Here is a 17,002-nt window from a genome sequence, read left to right as displayed (position 1 = left end):
GCGTTCGTGTTGATTGACTGTGTTTCTAGATAACTCACATTTTATCAATCACTTACGACATTCTTGCCCTTTTTTATGAAAAATTCAGGCTAGGGTCAGCCCCCTCGGGGTCTGACCCTGGCTCTTGGCCGTTGGGGTAAGCTGGGGCGGCCGGCGCCTTGGCCGCCAAGGCACCCCGCTCGACTAGGCCTCGCGCACGTTGCGGCCGGGCGCCTCGTCGAGCACCTTGCCGGCGCCCATGCGCGGCGGCGCGATCAGCTCGGCCTGCGAACGCTCGGCCAGCCACTGGTGCCAATGCGGCCACCACGAGCCGGGCTGCTCGGTGGCGCCCTGGATCCACTCGTCGGCGCCGATGAAGGGCGCGCCCAGCGGCCGGTGCGGCTGCACCTTGTAGCTGCGGCGCGCGTGGCCCGGCTCGGAGATGATGCCGGCGTTGTGGCCGCCCGAGGCCAGCACGAAGTCGACCTCGGTGTCGGCCAGCAGGTGGATCTTGTACACCGAGTGCCACGGCGAGACGTGGTCGCGCTCGGTGCCGACGACGAACATCGGCGCGCGGATGTCGGTCACCGCCACCGCCTTGCCGTCGACGCAGTAACGGCCCTCGGCCAGGTCGTTGTGCAGGAACAGGTGCTTCAGGTACTCGCTGTGCATCCGGTACGGCATGCGCGTGGTGTCGGCGTTCCAGGCCATCAGGTCGTTCGGCACGCTGCGCTGGCCGAGCAGGTATTCGCGCATGATGCGCGACCACACCAGATCGCGCGAGTTGAGCAGCTGGAAGGAGCCGGCCATCTGCGTGCCGTCCAGGTAGCCGTTCTTCCACATCACGGCGTCGAGGAAGGCCAGTTCGCTGTCGTCGATGAACAGGCCCAGTTCGCCGGGATCGGTGAAGTCGGTCTGCGCCGCCAACAAGGTCACCGAGGCCAGCTTGGCCGGCGCGTCGTGCCGGCCCGAGTCGATCGCCGCCGCGCCGATGGACAGCAAGGTGCCGCCCAGGCAGTAACCGGCGGCGTGCACCGGCACGCCGCCGCAGATGCGGTTGACCTCCTGCAGCGGATACATGACGCCGCAGCGCAGGTAGTCGTCCATGCCCAGGTCGCGGTCGGCGGCGCCGGGATTGCGCCAGGAGACCATGAACACCGTGTGGCCCTGCTCGACCAGGTAGCGCACCATCGAGTTGTGCGGCGACAGGTCGAGGATGTAGTACTTCATGATCCACGACGGCACCACCAGCACCGGTTCGCGGTAGACGCCGGGCGTCTGCGGCGCATACTGGATCAACTCGACCAGCTCGTTGCGGTAGACCACCTTGCCGGGCGTGATGGCGACGTCGCGGCCGACCAGGTAGGCCGGGTTCTCGTCCTTGAGCGCGGTCTTGCCGGACACGTCGTGCAGATAGTTGGTCCAACCGGACAGCACGCTCTGCCCCTTGCTGGCGACGGCCTGCCGCAGCACCTCGGGATTGGTCCAGAAGTAGTTCGACGGCGAGTAGATGTCGAGTAGCTGGCGCGCGGTGAAGTCGACCACGTCGCGATGGTGCGGCTCGACGCCGCGCACGCCGCTGGTGGCCTGCTGCCAGAACTGCTGGGCGTGAACGAAGGAGCGCGACATGGCGCTGAACGGCCAGTTGTTCCAGCCATCGGCCGTGAAGCGAGTGTCGGCCGACGCCTCGGCCGGCACTTCGGCCGAGGCGTCGGGCCGGGCCAGCGGCGCCCAGTCGAGCGCCTGGCGCCTGGCCAATTCGAGCAGTTCGAGCTGCTTGCCGGGCGAGGCGGCCAGGTGCAGCAGCCAGTCCTGGAAGGCCAGCGACATGGCGATCGGCGAAACGCCGCCGGTCATCTTGGCGATGGCGCTCTGCAGTATCAGGTCGAGCTGGTTGGCCGGCTTGCCGCCCTCGCTCATATAGCAAACCGACCTGGCGGGCGGCACAAACGAAACGACGGGCTCGACAGGCGCGGTGGCGACCTTGGCGGCGGCGGGGGAACGGGCGGACAAGGGACTCATATCGTTCATTTTCGGCTTCACTCCAGTGGATTTGATTTTCATTATGGCAATTGGCGAACCCCGCTGTATTTGATCTAGATCAAATACACCCCGATGACCCCTCCCTTACACTGCGCTGCATCAAGACCCACCAGTACGGTATCCATGAAAAACAAGAATATTCAGCCCGGCAAGGGCTGCCAGGCCGGCTTGGCCTGCCTCCTCCTCGCATTGTGCGGCCGCAGCATGGCGGCTGAATCCATGGAGCAGGCCTGGGCCAACGCGCTACAGGTCGACCATACGCTGGCCGCCGCCGGCCAGCGCGAGGAGGCGGCCCGCCACGGCGTGGCCGCCGCCGAAGCGCGCCGCCTGCCGACGGTCAACCTGAACGCCGGCTACACCCGCCTGCAATCCGAACCGGCCGCCGCCATCAACATCCCGGCCCTTCACCTGAACGGACTACCCTTCGCACAGGATGAATCCTACTCGGCCGGCGTGAGTTTCAGCGCACCGTTGTTCACCGCCGGGCGCATCAGCAACGGCATCGCCGCCGCCGGCGCGATGGGCGACGCCGCCCGCGCCGCCAGCCAGATGAGCCGCAACGAACTCAAGCTGGCCGTCGCCGAGGCCTATGTCGGCGTGCTGCGCGCGCAGCGCCTGAACGCGGTGGCCATCAGCCACGTCAAGTCGATCGAGCGCCACGCCGACGACGTCGCCCAACTGTTCAAGCAGGGCTACGCCGCGCGCCACGACCTGCTGGCCGCCCAGGTGGCGCTGGCCGACGCGCGCCAGCAGGCGCTGCAAGGCGCCAACGGCGTGGCCCTGGCCGGCGCCGCCTACAACCGCCTGCTCGGCCGTGGCCAGGACCAGGCGGTCGATCTGGCCGAACTGAACGAGGCCGGCGCGGCGGCCGCCGACCTGGCCGCGCTGATCGCCGCCGGCCGTGGCCAACGCGGCGAGCTGGGCCAGTTGAGCGCGCAGGAAAACGCGCTGCGCCACCAATCGGCCAGCGTGGCCGCGCAGCGCGCGCCGCAGGTCGGCGTGTCCGGCGGCTGGGGCAAGCTGCAGAACCGCTACCTGGTCGAAGACAAAGGCTGGTGGATCGGCGTGGCCCTGAAATGGGAGCTGTTCGACGGCGGCCTGGTCAAGCGCGAGGCGGCCCAACTCGGCGCCAACGCCCAGGCCGTGGCCGAGCTGCGCGCCGACGCCGCCGACAAGATCGAGCTGCAGGTGCGCCAGTCCTGGCTGCGTCTGCAGGAGGCCGCCGCCCGCATCGAGGTGGCGCGCGCCGCGCTGGCCCAGGCCGACGAGACGCTGGACCTGTCGCGCGAGCGCTACCGCGCCGGCCTGGCGCCCAACAGCGAGGTGCTCGACGCCGAGACCCGCCGCATGGGCGCCTACGCCAACCGCGACAACGCCTTCTACGACCGCGCGCTGGCCCAGCTGCGCCTGCAGTACGCCAGCGGCCGTCTGTAAGCACGCCCCCCTATACTTTTCGAAAGCGGATCCATGTCTGATAAGCGCAAATACCTTGGCCCGGCGGTCATCGCCGTGGTGCTGCTGGCCGTCGCCGGCGGCGTCGTCTACTACATGGCGCACGCGCGCCGCCTGCCGGACGGCCTGATCGCCGCCACCGGCCGCATCGAGGGCGAGCGCATCGTCGCCGCCAGCAAATTCGCCGGCAAGATCGCCAGCGTCATGGTGCACGAGGGCGACAACGTCGTCGCCGGCGCCGACATCGCCCAGCTTGACGACGTGCAGATCGCCAGCCGGCTGGAACAGGCGCGCCAGGCCCTCAACGCGCTCGACGCGCAGTTGAAAGCGGGCGAAAGCGCGCTGGCCATCGCGCGCCGCGAGGTGCCGCTGAACCAGGCCTCGGCCGACGCCGGCGTCAGCCAGGCGCAGGCGGTGCTGAACAAGGCCGGCTCGGTCGAGGCGCAGGCCGCGCTGGATGCGCGCCGCCACCGCGAGCTGTTCGAACACGGCAGCATCGAGAAGCACCGCGCCGAACAGGCCGAACTGGCCTGGCAGGTGGCGCGCAACGACGTCGCCGCCGCGCGCGAGACGCTGGTGCGGGCGCGCCAGGGCAGTAGCGGCGCCGCCCTCGGCGGCGACAAGATCGGCGCCAAGGAGCAGGAGCTGGCCGCCTTGCGCGCCCAGCGCGAGCGCGCCGCCGCCGTGGTCGCCGAGGCCATGTCGGTCAGCGCCGACCAGTTGATCAAGGCGCCGGCCGCCGGCGTGGTGGTGTCGCGCCTGCGCGAGCCCGGCGAGGTGATCCAGGCCGGCAGCGCCGTGGCCGAACTGGCCAACCTGGACGCGCTGCATCTGAAGGTCTACGTGCCGGAGGCGCTGATCGGCAAGGTCAAACTGGGCCTGCCGGTGCGCCTGTACATCGACTCGCAACCCGAGCAGGCGTACGACGCCAAGGTCAGCTACATCGCCGCGCGCGCCGAGTTCACGCCGAAGGAAGTGCAGACCGCCGACGAGCGCGTCAAGCTGGTGTACGCCGTCAAGCTGGCGATCCAGGCCAATCCGCAGCACCGCCTGACGCCGGGCCTGCCGGCCGACGCGGTGATCCGCTGGGATCAAAACGTGGCCTGGCAGAAGCCGACGTGGTGAGCGGCGCCGCCAACAGCGAGCTGCTGGTGCGGGCGCGCGGCCTGGGCAAGCGCTACGGCGCCGTCACGGCCGTCGACGCGGTCGACCTGGAGGTGCGCGCCGGCGAGATCTACGGCCTGATCGGCCCGGACGGCGCCGGCAAGAGCAGCCTGCTCAAGTCGGTGGCCGGCATCCTGCGCTTCGACAGCGGCACGCTCGACGTGTTCGGCGTGCGGCTCGACTCGGAGCGCGCCTGCGAACGCATCAAGGACCGCATCGGCCTGATGCCGCAGGGCCTGGGGCAGAACCTGTACGGCGACTTGTCGGTCGAGGAGAACATCGACTACTTCGGCGGCCTGCGCCTGCTCGGCGCCGAGGAACTGAGTCAGCGCAAGGAGTCGCTGCTGCGCAGCACCCGGCTGGAGGCTTTCCGCGACCGGCCGATGAAGAATCTGTCCGGCGGCATGAAGCAGAAGCTGGGACTGGTCTGCACCTTGATCCACCAGCCCAAGCTGGTCATTCTGGACGAGCCGACCACCGGCGTCGATCCCGTCTCGCGGCGCGAGTTCTGGGCCATCCTCGACCGCCTGCTGGCCGAGAACGGCACCACCGCGCTGGTCTCCACCGCCTATATGGACGAGGCCAGCCGCTTCCACCGCGTCTCGATGATGCACGAGGGCCGCATGCTGGCCAGCGGCACGCCCGACCAGATGCGCGCGCTCAGCGCCGGCTGCATCGTGCGCAGCGCCGTCGACCAGCAGCAGGCCACCGCGCTGGCGCGCCTGCAGCGCGAGTTTCCGCAGGCCGAGGCGCTGGGCCGCGAGCTGCGCGTCTTCGTCGACGGCGAGGACGGCGACGAGGCCGTCGCCCGCGTCGACCAGACGCTGGGCGACCTGCCGCACGAGGCCTGCGAAATGCTGGAGCCGGAGCTGGAGGACGTGTTCATCGCCCTGCTGCGCCAGCAGCAAAGCAAGGACGGCCAAACCGACAGCACCAGCGGCGGCGGCGCCGGCGCGGCCAAGCCGGCCGTTGGCAACGTTGCGGCCGCGCCGCTGCCATCGGCTGCGTCGGTCGCGTCGGCTACATCTGCCGCGTCGGCTGCCTCGTTGGTATCGGCCGCGCCGGCCGTCGCGTCGGCCACGGCCACGGCCGACGGCGACGGCGGCACTACGCTGGCCATCGAAGCAGAGTCGCTGACCCGCACCTTCGGCGCCTTCAAGGCGGCCGACGCGGTCAGCTTCCGCGTGCCGCAGGGCGAGATCTTCGGCCTGCTTGGCGCCAACGGTGCCGGCAAGAGCACCGTCATCAAAATGCTGACCGGTATCCTGCGCCCCAGCGATGGCCGTGGCCGCGTCGCCGGCGCCGACATGAGCAGCGCCGGCCGGCAGATCCGCGAGCGCATCGGCTACATGTCGCAGGCCTTCTCGCTCTACCTCGATCTGACGGTGATGGAAAACATCCGCCTGTACGCAGGCATCTACGCCGTGCCCTACCCGAAGATGGCCGAACGCATCGAGTGGGTCTTGCAGATGGCCAGCCTGCACCCCTTCGCCAACGCGCTGGCGGCCAGCCTGCCGATGGGCCTGCGCCAGCGCCTGGCGCTGGGCTGCGCCCTGCTGCACCGGCCGCAGGTGCTGTTCCTCGATGAACCCACCTCCGGCGTCGACCCGGTCGGCCGGCGCGCCTTTTGGGACATCCTGTACCGCCTGTCGCGCGAGGACAAGGTGACCATCTTGGTGACCACCCACTACATGTCCGAGGCCGAACACTGCGACCACATCGCGCTGATGTACGCCGGCCGCGTGGTGGCCGACGCCTCGCCCGAGCAGCTCAAGGCCGACGTCGAGAAGGACGGCGGCAAGCTGTATGAGCTGGCCACCACCACGCCACAGCAGGTGATGGACATGCTGCGCCAGGAGCAGCTCGGCCAGGCCGCGCTGTTCGGCGCCCGCGTCCACCTGCTGCTACCCGATCCGCCCAACCAGCTGCCGCGCCTGCAAGCGCTGCTGGCCGCCCACGGCCTGTGCGTCGACGCCGTCACGCCGCGCCGCCTGTCGATGGAGGACGTGTTCGTCCACCTGGTGACCAAGCTCGAAGCACAGGACCAGCAGAACCAGCAGAACCGGGCGAACGGCGGCAAGGCCAAGGCGGCGCCGCCGGCGTCCACCGGCAAACCGGGAGAAAAACAGGGAGAAGCGGCATGAACCTGCGCCGCATCACCGTCGTGGCCTACAAGGAATGGCGCGAGATCGTCCGCGACCGCCTGTTCTTCGCCCTCGCCTTCGTGGTTCCCTCGCTGCTGATGCTGTTGTTCGGCTACGGCCTGTCGCTCGACGTCGAACACATCCCGCTGGCCATCATCGACCACGACCAGAGCGCCCAGTCGCGCGAGTACGCCCACCGCTTCACCGACTCGCGCTACTTCGCGTTCTACGGCTACGCCACGCAGGAGGAGCCGCTGCGCAAGCTGGTGGTCAACAACACCCTGCGCGCGGTGGTCATCATTCCGCCGCAGTTCGGCCAGCGCCTGGCCAGCGGCCACCCGGCCGAGGTGCAGACCTGGATCGACGGCACCTTCCCCTTCCGCGCCCTGACCACCAAGGGCTACGTCACCGCCATCAACGCCGCCATGACGCTGGACCAGCTGTCCAACTGGCTGGGCAACGCGCGCGGCGTGCCGCCGGCCGAGGTGCGCAAGCTGCTGCAGCCGGTGCGGCTGGAGACGCGCTACCTGTACAACCAGGAGGTCAAGAGCATCTGGTCGATCGCGCCGAAACTCATCATGGTGATCCTGATGCTGTCGCCGCCCTTCCTCACCGCGCTCGGCGTGGTGCGCGAAAAAGAGTCCGGCGCCATCTACAACGTCTACGCCTCGACCCTGTCGCGCGGCGAGTACCTGGTCGGCAAGCTGGCGCCGTATGTCGGCATCTCCATCATCAACGGCGTGCTGCTGACGTTGATGGCGCTGTTCCTGTTCGACGCGCCGTTCAAGGGCGACCCGCTGCTGTTCGCCGTCTCCACCGTGCTGTACGTGGTCTGCACCACCGGCATCGGCCTGCTGGTGTCGGTGCTGGTCAACACCCAGGTGGCGGCGATGGTCGGCACCGCCATCGTCACCGTGGTGCCGGCGGTGCTCTACTCCGGCATGATCATTCCGATCCCGTCGCTGTCGGCCATCGCCGCCGTGATCGCCCATCTGCTGCCCGGCATGTACTACGCCGAGATCGCCATGGGCTGCTTCCTCAAGGGCGCCGGCTTCGCCGCGCTGTGGCCGAACCTGCTGATCCTGGCGCTGTACGCGGTCGGCCTGTTCAGCGCCGGCTTCCTCGGCTTCCACAAGCGCCCCGCCAACTGAAAGTGACTATGCGACTCTGGCCCGATACAACCTGGTGGCGCCGCCTGCGCGTGATGACGTGGAAGGAGCTGGTGCAGCTGATGCGCGACCCGCTGCTGCTGCTGTTCGTCGTCTACGCCTTCTCGGCCGACATCTACAACGCCGCCTCCGGCGTCACGCTCCAACTCAACAACGCCGCCCTGGCCCTGCTCGACATGGACCACAGCCGCGCCTCGCGCGAGCTGGCCGGCCGTTTCCTGCCGCCCGAGTTCCGCCAGATCGGCGGCGCCGGCCACGCCGGCACCGGCATGGCCCTGCTCGACGAGGGCAAGGCGATGGCCGTGCTCGACGTGCCGCCCGGCTTTGGCGACGCGCTGGAACGGGGCGAACAGGCCTCGGTGCAGCTGCAGATCGACGCCTCCAATTCGGTGCAGGGCTTCCTCACCTCGGTCGACGCGACGCAGATCGTCGCCCGCTTCGGCCTGGAGACGGCCAGCGCCCGCCTCGGCCTGGGCGGCGGCGCCATCGACGGCCCGCTGATCGACAACCGCACCCGCGTCTGGTTCAACCCCAACCAGAACGACGCCTGGTTCATGGGCATCTCCGAGCTGCTCAACGTGGTGACGCTGTTCTCCATGCTGCTGCCGGCCGCCGCCATGGTGCGCGAGAAGGAACGCGGCACCATCGAGCAGTTGCTGGTGTCGCCGCTCGGCCCGCTGCAGATCATGCTGCCGAAGATACTGGCGATGGTCGCGGTGATCCTTTGCGGCACCGCGCTCGGCCTGTTCGGCCTGCTGATCCCGGTGTTCGGCGTGCCGGTGCAGGGCAGCCTGCTGCTGTTCTTCGTCGTCACCACCGGCTACATCTGCACCCTGGCCGGCATCGGCATCCTGATCGCCACGGTGACCCGCAACATGGCGCAGGCCGGCATGATGGTGATCCTGATCCTGGCGCCGATGATGTTCCTGTCCGGCGCCTGGACGCCGCCCGAGGCCATGCCCGCCGTGATGCGCGCGCTGATGTATGTCTCGCCGTTGTACTATTTTATCAACGCCAGCTATGGCATCCTGCTCAAGGGCGCCGGCGTGGCGGCCTTGTGGCCGATGCTGGCCGGCATACTCGCATTGGGCCTGGCGGTCGGCACCGCCTGCACCCTGCGCTTCACCAAGCAGTTTGGCTGAATTGGTCCGACCGATCCGTTTCGCACACAACCTGAGGACGACACCATGAGCATTTTCTCCCCCTTCTCGCTGGCCGGCAAGCGCGGCCTGATTCTCGGCGTGGCCAATGAACACAGCATCGCCGCCGGCTGCGCCCGCGCCGCCCACGGCCTGGGCGCCCAACTGGTGCTGTCCTGCGTCAGCGACAAGGCGATGCAGTACGCCGCGCCGGTGGCGCTGCAACTGCAAGCGCCGCTGCTGCCCTGCGACGTCGAGCAGGAGTTCGAACTTGAACAACTGGTGCGCGAGGCGGCGGCCCAGCTGGGCGGCCTGGACTTCGTGGTCCACTCGATCGCCTGGGCGCCGGCCGAGGACCTGCACGGCCGCGTCACCGACAGCTCCAGCTCCGGCTTCCTGCGCGCCATGGACGTTTCCTGCCACTCCTTCGCCCGCCTGGCGCGGCTGTGCGAACCGCACATGGCCGCCGGCGGCAGCCTGATCACCATGAGCTACCTGGGCGCCGACGAGGCGGTGGCGAACTACGGCGTGATGGGGCCGGTCAAGTCGGCGCTCGAATCGCTGGTGCGCTACATGGCCGCCGAACTGGGACCGCGGAACATCCGCGTGCACGCCATGTCGCCCGGTCCGATCCCGACCCGCGCCGCCTCCGGCCTGGCCAAGTTCGACCAGCTGATGCGCCGCGCCGAGCAAACCGCGCCGCTGCGCCGCCTGGTCAGGCTCGACGAGATCGGCAACCTGGCGGCCTTCCTGGCCGGCGACGGCGCCAGCGGCATGACCGGACAAACCATCTACATCGACGGCGGCTACCACGTCGTCAATTAATCCCAACCCGCACCAGAGCACGGATACCCCATGAACGATCACACCGACGACGACCTGCCCGAGATCATTGAGAACATCACCTACGACGAGCTGCAAGTGGGCCAGAGCGCACGCCAGACACGCACCCTGACCGCCGACGACATCTCCGCCTTCGCCGCCCTGTCGGGCGACGTCAACCCGGCCCACCTGGACGCCGACTACGCCGACAAGACCCTGTTCCACGGCGTGATCGCGCACGGCATGTGGGGCGCCGCCCTGATCTCGAAGGTGCTCGGCACCACCCTGCCCGGCCCCGGCACCATCTACCTGGAGCAGACGCTGCGCTTCCTCAAGCCGGTGCGCATCGGCGACACCTTGCGCATCACCGCCACCGTGCTGACCAAGGAAGACCTGAAGAAGCACGTCACGCTCGACTGCGAGATCAAGAACCAGACCGGCGCCCTGGTGCTGGCCGGCGTGGCCACGGTGATCGCGCCGACCGAAAAAGTGCGCCGGCCGCGCACCCAGTTGCCCTTGCTGCGCCTGGTCGATCACAAGACGCGCTTCGCCGCGCTGCTGGCCAGCGTCGCCGAGCTGGAGGCGGTGCGCTGCGCCGTCATCCATCCCTGCGACACGGAATCGCTGAAGGGCGCGCTGGCGGCCGGCCGCCACAACATGATCGTGCCGGTGCTGATCGCGCCGTTGGCCAAGCTGCGGGCCACCGCCGAAGAAGCCGGCCTGTCGCTCGACGGCATCGAGATCATCGATGTGGCGCACAGCCACGCCGCCGCCGCGCGCGGCGCCGCCATGGCCGCCGCCGGCGAGGTCGAGGTGCTGATGAAGGGCAGCCTGCACACCGACGAGATGATGAGCGCCATCATCGCCCTGCCGCAGCTGCGCACCAAGCGCCGCCTGTCGCACGTGTTCCGGCTGGAGGTGCCGCTGTACGAGAAAGTGCTGCTGATCTCCGACGCCGCGCTGAACATCCAGCCGACGCTGCTGGAAAAGGCCGACATCGTGCAGAACGCCATCGACCTGGCGCACGCGCTGGGCAACCCGCTGCCGAAGGTGGCCATCCTGTCGGCGGTGGAGACGGTGACGCCGAAGATCGCCTCGACCATCGACGCCGCCGCGCTGTGCAAGATGGCCGAGCGCGGCCAGATCCGTGGCGCCCTGCTGGACGGCCCGCTGGCCTTCGACAACGCCATCTCGCCGGCCGCCGCGCGCATCAAGGGCATCGTCTCGCCGGTCGCCGGCCACGCCGACATCCTCATCGTGCCCGATCTGGAGGCCGGCAACATGCTGGCCAAGCAGCTCGAATACCTGGCCGGCGCCGCCACCTGCGGCGTGGTGCTGGGCGCCACCGTGCCGATCGCCCTGACCAGCCGCGCCGACGACGCCGACGCCCGCGTCGCCTCGGCCGCGCTGGCGCTGCTGCTGGCGCACCGCTACCGCCAGGAGCGCCCATGACCGCCGGCCCACCCATGCGCGCGCGCCGGCAGGCCATCATCGCCGTCAACGCCGGCTCGTCCTCGCTGAAGTTCGCCCTCTACCCCTACCTGGCCGACGGCGGCACCGGCGCCGCCACACTGAGCGGCGGCATCGACGGCCTGGAACCGGGCGGCCAACCGGGCCTGACGCTGCAAGCGGCCGGCGCCAGCAGCCGGCAGGCGCTGCCGATCACCCCGATCGACAGCTTCGAACAGGCGCTGACGACCCTGCGCAAGGTTCTGGCGCAGCATGCCGGCGACATCGAGGTGGTCGCCATCGCCCACCGCATCGTCCACGGCGGCGAAGCCTTCCCGCAGTCGGTGCTGCTCGACGCCGAGGCCATGGCCCGGCTGCGCGCCCTGGCGCCGCTGGCGCCGCTGCACCAGCCGCACAACCTGGACGGCGTCGAGGCCTTCCAGCGCGCCTATCCCGGCCTGCCGCAGGTCGGCTGCTTCGACACCTCCTTCCACGCCAGCATGGGGCCGCTGGAGCAGACCTTCGCCCTGCCGCGCGCGCTGCGCCAGGACGGCATCCGCCGCTACGGCTTCCACGGCCTGTCCTACCGCTACGTGGCGGCCCGCCTGGCCGAGCACAGCGAACGGGCCGGCGCGCGCGTGCTGATGGCCCACCTGGGCAACGGCGCCAGCGTCTGCGCCATGCGCGACGGCGCCAGCAGCGCCACCAGCATGGGTTTCTCCGCCCTCGACGGCCTGATGATGGGCACCCGCAGCGGCGCCCTCGACCCCGGCGTGCTGCTGCACCTGCTGCGTCTGGGTTGGGACCGCGCCCGCATCGAGGCGATGCTGTACAAGCAGTCCGGCCTGCTCGGCGTGTCCGGCGTTTCGGCCGACATGCGCACGCTGCGCGCCAGCGAGCAGCCCGCCGCCGCCTTCGCCATCGAGCTGTTCGTCCACCGCCTGGTGCGCGAGTGCGGCGCGCTGACCGCCACCCTGGGCGGCATCGACCTGCTGGCCTTCACCGGCGGCATCGGCGAGCACGACGCCGCGCTGCGCCAGGCCACCTGCGAGCAGCTGGCCTTCCTCGGCCTGCGCATCGACCCGGCGCGCAACCGCGAGGCCGACGGCAGCCGCATCATGGCCATTCACGCTCCATCGAGCAGCGTCGAGATTTGGGTGGTGCCGACCGACGAGGGCCGCGTCGCCGCCGGCGACGCCGCCGCCCTGCTGGCGGCGGCGCGCTAGACAACGGCGGCCGCGCAGCGACAGCCGTTACTTTGGCCGCTCAGCGGCGATACTGCTTGCGGTAGGCCGCCGGCGACAGCGTGTAGGCGGCCGAAAAGTGCTGCCGCAGCGAGGCCGTCGAGCCGAAGCCGATCTGTTCGGCGATGCGGTCGATCGCCACGTCGCTGGTCTCCAGCAAGCGCTGCGCCGCGCCCAAGCGGTGGTTGAGCAGCCATTGCGCCACCGTGGTGCCGGTGCTTTGCTTGAAGCGGCGGGTGAAATTGCGCCGGCTCATGGCGGCCCGCGCCGCCAGCAGATCGAGCGTGTGCGGCTGCGCCAGATTGGCCGCCGCCCAATCCAGCGTATCGCTCAACTGGTCGGCCCGCGCCGCCAGCGGCAGCGGCTGTTCGATGTATTGGGCCTGGCCGCCGTGCCGGTGCGGTGCCACCACCATGCGCCGGGCGATCTTGTTGGCCACCTCGGCGCCGTGGTCGCGCCGCAGCAGGTGCAGACAACAGTCGATCGCCGCCGCCGTGCCGGCCGAGGTCAAAATGTCGCCGTCGTCGACGTACAGCACCTTGCGATCCAGTTTGACACGCGGGTACTTGCGCGCGAAGTCGTCGCTCCACACCCAGTGGGTCGAAGCGACGCGGCCGTCGAGCAGGCCGGCCTCGGCCAGCACGAAGGCGCCCAGGCACAGGCCGACGATGCGCGCGCCGCGCACGTGGGCGGCGCACAGCGCGGCCAACAGCGCCTGCGGCGGCCGCTGCTCGGGATCGGGCCAGGCCGGCACGATCACCGTGTCGGCCAGCGCCAGCGCCGACAGGTCGTGCTCCACCTCGATGTTAAAACCGCTCATGGTGCGCACCGAACCCGGTGTTTCGGCGCACAGCAGCAGCCGGTAGCGCGGCACGCCCAGCCGCGCCAGGTCGTCGCCGAACACCATGCAGGGCACCGACAGGTGGAACGGGCTGATGCCGTCGAAGGCCAGCAAGGCGACGGTATGCTCGCCCGCGCCCGCCGGCGCGGCTCCCCCCAAGGCATGGCCTTGCGCCGCTTCGGCGGCTTCGGCCGCCTCCGCGGCTTGGGTGGGTTTGGCGCGGCGAGTCGGCTTGACTGCCTTGGCCGGCTTGGCCGGTTTGGCAGCGATTTCAATGGATGGCAACATGGCCCGATCCTAGCACATCTTGTCCTGCGGGCCACTGTCGGAGCGGGCGGCGCCGGTCGACAATGCTGTCCATGCCGGCGTCGTTCGATGCGCCTCCCGCCCACCACGGCGCCGGCCGCAAGGAGTTCGCCATGTCGCATCCAACCATCCGCACCCTGGCCGGCGCCAGCGCCCCCACCAGCCTGGCCGCCAGCCGCACCGCCCTGTTGGTGATCGATTTCCAGGACGAGTACTTCAGCGGCCGCCTGCCGATTCCCGACGGTTTGCCGGCGCTGCGCCAGGCCCAGCGCCTGATCGACTTCGCCGACCAGCGCGGCATCGCCGTGTTCCACATCCAGCACGTCACGCCGGCCGGCGCGCCGGTGTTCGCCGTCGACGGCGCCACGGTCGCCTTCCACGCCGAGCTGCAACCGGCGCCGCACCACACGGTGCTGCAAAAATCCCAGGTCAGCTCCTTCGTCGACACCGACCTCGACGCCCGCCTCAAAGCGGCCGGCATCGACAGCCTGATCGTCAGCGGCCTGATGACGCACGCCTGCGTGGCCGGCGCCGCGCGCGACGCCGCGCCGCGCGGCTACGAGGTGATCGTCGCCGCCGACGCCTGCGCCAGCCGCGACCTGGACGGCGAAGACGGCGAGTTGGTACCGCACCGCCAGTTGCACCGCGCCGCGCTGGCCAGCATCGCCGACACCTTCGGCGCGGTGCTCAACACCGCGCAGATCCTGACGCTGGCGCCGCGCTGAGCGGCGGCGGGCGCACGGGCCGCCACATTGAAAAACCACAGGCGTAAATCTGGGGTCAGACCCAGCGGGTCTGACCCCGGCTCCACGCCGTTGGGTGGTTTAGGAGCCGCCGGCACCTTCGCCGGCCCGTCAACGCCAGCGCGCCGATTCCGCCGCCAGCAACCCGTCAACGCCGCGCCTATTCCGCCGCCAGCAGCTCGGCCACCTGCGCCGCCGGCAAGGGCCGGCTGAAGTAGTAGCCCTGCAGCTGGTCGCAATGCTGCGCCCGCAGGTAGTCCAGCTGCGCCTGCGTCTCCACGCCCTCGGCGATCACACACAGCTTCATGGTGTGCGCCAGCGCGATGACGGCGCAGACGATGGCGGCGTCGTCGGGATCGTTGATCAGGTCGGCGACAAAGGAACGGTCGATTTTCAGCGACTGGATCGGAAAGCGCTTCAGATAGGTCAGGCTGGAATAGCCGGTGCCGAAGTCATCGATCGACAAATGCACGCCCATGTCGCTGAGCGTTTGCAGCATCGCCGTGGCCTCCTCCGGCCGCTCCATGATGACGCTCTCGGTGATCTCCAGCTCCAGGCACTCGGCATGGCAGCCGGTCTCGGCCAGCACCTGGGCCACCAGCCGCGCCAGGTCCGGCTGCTTGAACTGGCGCGCCGACAGGTTGACGGCGACGCGGATGTCGCGCAGGCCGGCCTCGCGCCAGGCCACCTGCTGGGCGCAGGCCTGGCGCAGCACCCACTCGCCGATCGGCACGATCAGGCCGGTCTCCTCGGCGATCGGGATGAATTCGGCCGGCATCACCATCGCGCCGCCCGGCGGCTGCCAGCGCAGCAGCGCCTCCATGCCGACGATGCGCCCGCCGCTCAGCTCCACCTGCGGCTGGTAGTACAGTTCGAACTCCCCGCGCTGCAGCGCGCGGCGCAGGCCGCCCTCCAGCTTCAGCCGGTCCAGCGTGCGCGCGTTCATCTCCTCGGCGTAGAACTGGAAATTGCCGCGCCCCAGCTCCTTGGCGCGGTACATCGCCGCGTCGGCGTTCTTCAACAGCTTGCCGCTGTCGGCGCCGTCGCGCGGATACAGGCTGATGCCGATGCTGCCGACCGGCGCCAGCTCCTGGCCGTGCACGATGATCGGCAGCGACAGCGCGGCCAGCATCTTGGCCGCCAGCGCCGCCACCTCGTCGTCGCGCGCCACGTCCGACAGCAGCACGACGAACTCGTCGCCGCCGACCCGCGCCACCGTGTCGCCCTCGCGGATGTTGCGCACCAGCCGGCGGCCGACCTCCATGATGACCTGGTCGCCGGCGTCGTGGCCCAGGCTGTCGTTGATGTTCTTGAAGCGGTCCAGGTCGATGAACATCACCGCCACGTGGCGCGCCGCGCGGTGGGCGAAGGCGATCGCCTGCGACAACCGGTCCAACATCAGGTTGCGGTTGGCCAGGCCGGTCAGCGGGTCGTGGCTGGCCAGGTGGCGCAGCTCCTCCTCGTACTGCTTGCGCCGGGCGATGTCTTCGATCACCGCGATCATCGTCGCGTCGCTGCCGCCGGCGTGCATCAGCGCCACCGTCACCTTGACCCACACGGTGTGGCCGTCCTTGCGGCGGTAGCGCTTCTCGCGCGTGTAGTGGTCGATCTCGCCGGCCAGCAGGCGGCCGCGCTGCTCGTCGTCGGCGCGCCACTCCTGCGCCGGGGTGATGTCGCGGAAGCTCATCGCCAGCAGCTCGGCCTCGCTGTAGCCGACGATCTCCTGCAATTTCTGGTTGGCGCGCAGCCAGCGCCCCTCGGCGTTCAGCTCGGCCAGGCCGACGGCGGCCTGGCCGAAGGCGGCGCGGAAGCGCTCCTCGCTGTCGCGCAGCTCGCGCCGGCCGCTCTGCATATAGGTGTTGAGCGCCAGGCTCATGTCGAAGCACACCACCTTGAGCAGCGCGTCGTAGGTCGGCAGGTACAGCTCGGGGCGGTCGGCCAGCACCGCCTGCAGCACCGGCGCCAGCGCCGACAGGTACTTGCGGTAGGCGCCGATGTACCACTGCGGCTCCAGGCCGATCTGCTGGTGCACCACGCCGACGCGCACCCGGTGGCGCACGTACTCGGCGCCGTAGTCGCCCGCCGTCAACGCGCGGAAGTAGTCGGCCTGCGCCAGTTGCAGGCGGGCCAAGACCTGCGGCTCGGCCAGCATGGCGCGCAGCGCCGGCACCGTCTGCAGGTGGGCGTAGAAAGCGGTGACGATGCGCCGCTGGTGTTGCAGCAGCGGCGCGTGGACCCGGCGCAGCAACGCCGCCTCGGCCGCGCCCAGCTCGAAGAAGGCCAGTTGTTCGTCGATGGCGGCGCCGCTCGGCGCCATCTCGCGCGCCAGGCGCTCCAGCTCGGCCAGGCGCGCGCTCATGCGGCGGCGGCGCTGGTTGCCGCTGTGCGGGGGAGGATCAGGATACGCATAGTCATTCTCATCAAATTGGCTGAAGACGGCGGCGCCTCGTGGCGGCCTGCTGTGCGATATGGCGGGATGGCGGCCGAAAAGGCGAAATAGCGACATG

Annotated in this window: 12 protein-coding genes; 9 read left to right on the top strand and 3 right to left on the bottom strand. The window is 69.8% G+C overall.

Going from position 1 to position 17,002, the window contains the following annotated elements:
- Nucleotides 1-183: 183 nt before the first annotated feature.
- Entirely contained in the window at nucleotides 184-2,001 is a 1,818-nt protein-coding gene (locus H7U20_RS18965) for a PHA/PHB synthase family protein (protein WP_370593189.1), read from the bottom strand.
- Between the two features lie 225 nt (nucleotides 2,002-2,226).
- Between H7U20_RS18965 and H7U20_RS18960 the strand changes: the two genes are divergently transcribed.
- From H7U20_RS18960 to H7U20_RS18925, 8 genes are read left to right on the top strand one after another with little or no spacing between them, the layout of a single operon-like run.
- Nucleotides 2,227-3,456, top strand: coding sequence for a TolC family protein (locus H7U20_RS18960; RefSeq protein WP_199760703.1), 1,230 nt, complete (start codon nucleotides 2,227-2,229; stop codon nucleotides 3,454-3,456).
- A 33-nt stretch (nucleotides 3,457-3,489) separates the two neighbouring features.
- Nucleotides 3,490-4,599 carry an HlyD family secretion protein gene (locus tag H7U20_RS18955; RefSeq protein ID WP_199760702.1) on the top strand — a complete coding sequence of 370 codons (1,110 nt, stop codon included), beginning with the start codon at nucleotides 3,490-3,492 and terminating at the stop codon, nucleotides 4,597-4,599.
- Nucleotides 4,596-6,782 (top strand): ATP-binding cassette domain-containing protein, encoded by a 2,187-nt coding sequence (locus H7U20_RS18950; protein WP_199760701.1) that lies wholly within the window; start codon nucleotides 4,596-4,598, stop codon nucleotides 6,780-6,782. Before H7U20_RS18955 ends, H7U20_RS18950 begins: the two co-directional genes overlap by 4 nt.
- Nucleotides 6,779-7,933: an ABC transporter permease gene (locus H7U20_RS18945; protein WP_199760700.1), complete on the top strand. Its 1,155-nt coding sequence runs from the start codon at nucleotides 6,779-6,781 to the stop codon at nucleotides 7,931-7,933. Before H7U20_RS18950 ends, H7U20_RS18945 begins: the two co-directional genes overlap by 4 nt.
- 8 nt (nucleotides 7,934-7,941) lie before the next feature.
- The gene (locus H7U20_RS18940) at nucleotides 7,942-9,093 is read left to right on the top strand and encodes an ABC transporter permease (protein ID WP_199760699.1); all 1,152 of its coding nucleotides are present in this window, start codon (nucleotides 7,942-7,944) and stop codon (nucleotides 9,091-9,093) included.
- Between the two features lie 45 nt (nucleotides 9,094-9,138).
- Nucleotides 9,139-9,915: an enoyl-ACP reductase FabI gene (fabI, locus tag H7U20_RS18935; RefSeq protein ID WP_199760698.1), complete on the top strand. Its 777-nt coding sequence runs from the start codon at nucleotides 9,139-9,141 to the stop codon at nucleotides 9,913-9,915.
- Nucleotides 9,916-9,945: 30 nt separating this feature from the next.
- A complete protein-coding gene (locus H7U20_RS18930; RefSeq protein ID WP_199760697.1) occupies nucleotides 9,946-11,364 on the top strand; it encodes a bifunctional enoyl-CoA hydratase/phosphate acetyltransferase in 1,419 nt (472 codons plus the stop codon).
- On the top strand, nucleotides 11,361-12,587 hold the full coding sequence (locus tag H7U20_RS18925) for an acetate/propionate family kinase (RefSeq protein WP_233410890.1): 1,227 nt from the start codon (nucleotides 11,361-11,363) through the stop codon (nucleotides 12,585-12,587). The genes H7U20_RS18930 and H7U20_RS18925 overlap by 4 nt, the downstream gene beginning before the upstream one ends.
- Before the next feature lie 40 nt (nucleotides 12,588-12,627).
- On the opposite strand, the gene H7U20_RS18920 is transcribed toward H7U20_RS18925, so the two are convergent.
- Nucleotides 12,628-13,734, bottom strand: coding sequence for a GlxA family transcriptional regulator (locus tag H7U20_RS18920; protein WP_199760696.1), 1,107 nt, complete (start codon nucleotides 13,732-13,734; stop codon nucleotides 12,628-12,630).
- Between the two features lie 131 nt (nucleotides 13,735-13,865).
- Here H7U20_RS18920 and H7U20_RS18915 point away from each other — a divergent pair, with 131 nt between their 5' ends.
- On the top strand, nucleotides 13,866-14,477 hold the full coding sequence (locus H7U20_RS18915; RefSeq protein WP_199760695.1) for a cysteine hydrolase family protein: 612 nt from the start codon (nucleotides 13,866-13,868) through the stop codon (nucleotides 14,475-14,477).
- A gap of 178 nt (nucleotides 14,478-14,655) precedes the next feature.
- On the opposite strand, the gene H7U20_RS18910 is transcribed toward H7U20_RS18915, so the two are convergent.
- Entirely contained in the window at nucleotides 14,656-16,854 is a 2,199-nt protein-coding gene (locus H7U20_RS18910; protein ID WP_199760694.1) for a putative bifunctional diguanylate cyclase/phosphodiesterase, read from the bottom strand.
- Between the last annotated feature and the right edge of the window lie 148 nt (nucleotides 16,855-17,002).

The organism is Rugamonas violacea (assembly GCF_016461825.1).
Taxonomy (GTDB): domain Bacteria; phylum Pseudomonadota; class Gammaproteobacteria; order Burkholderiales; family Burkholderiaceae_D; genus Rugamonas.
Note: the sequence above shows the minus strand (reverse complement) of the source record. Positions and strands in the feature narration are given on the sequence as shown.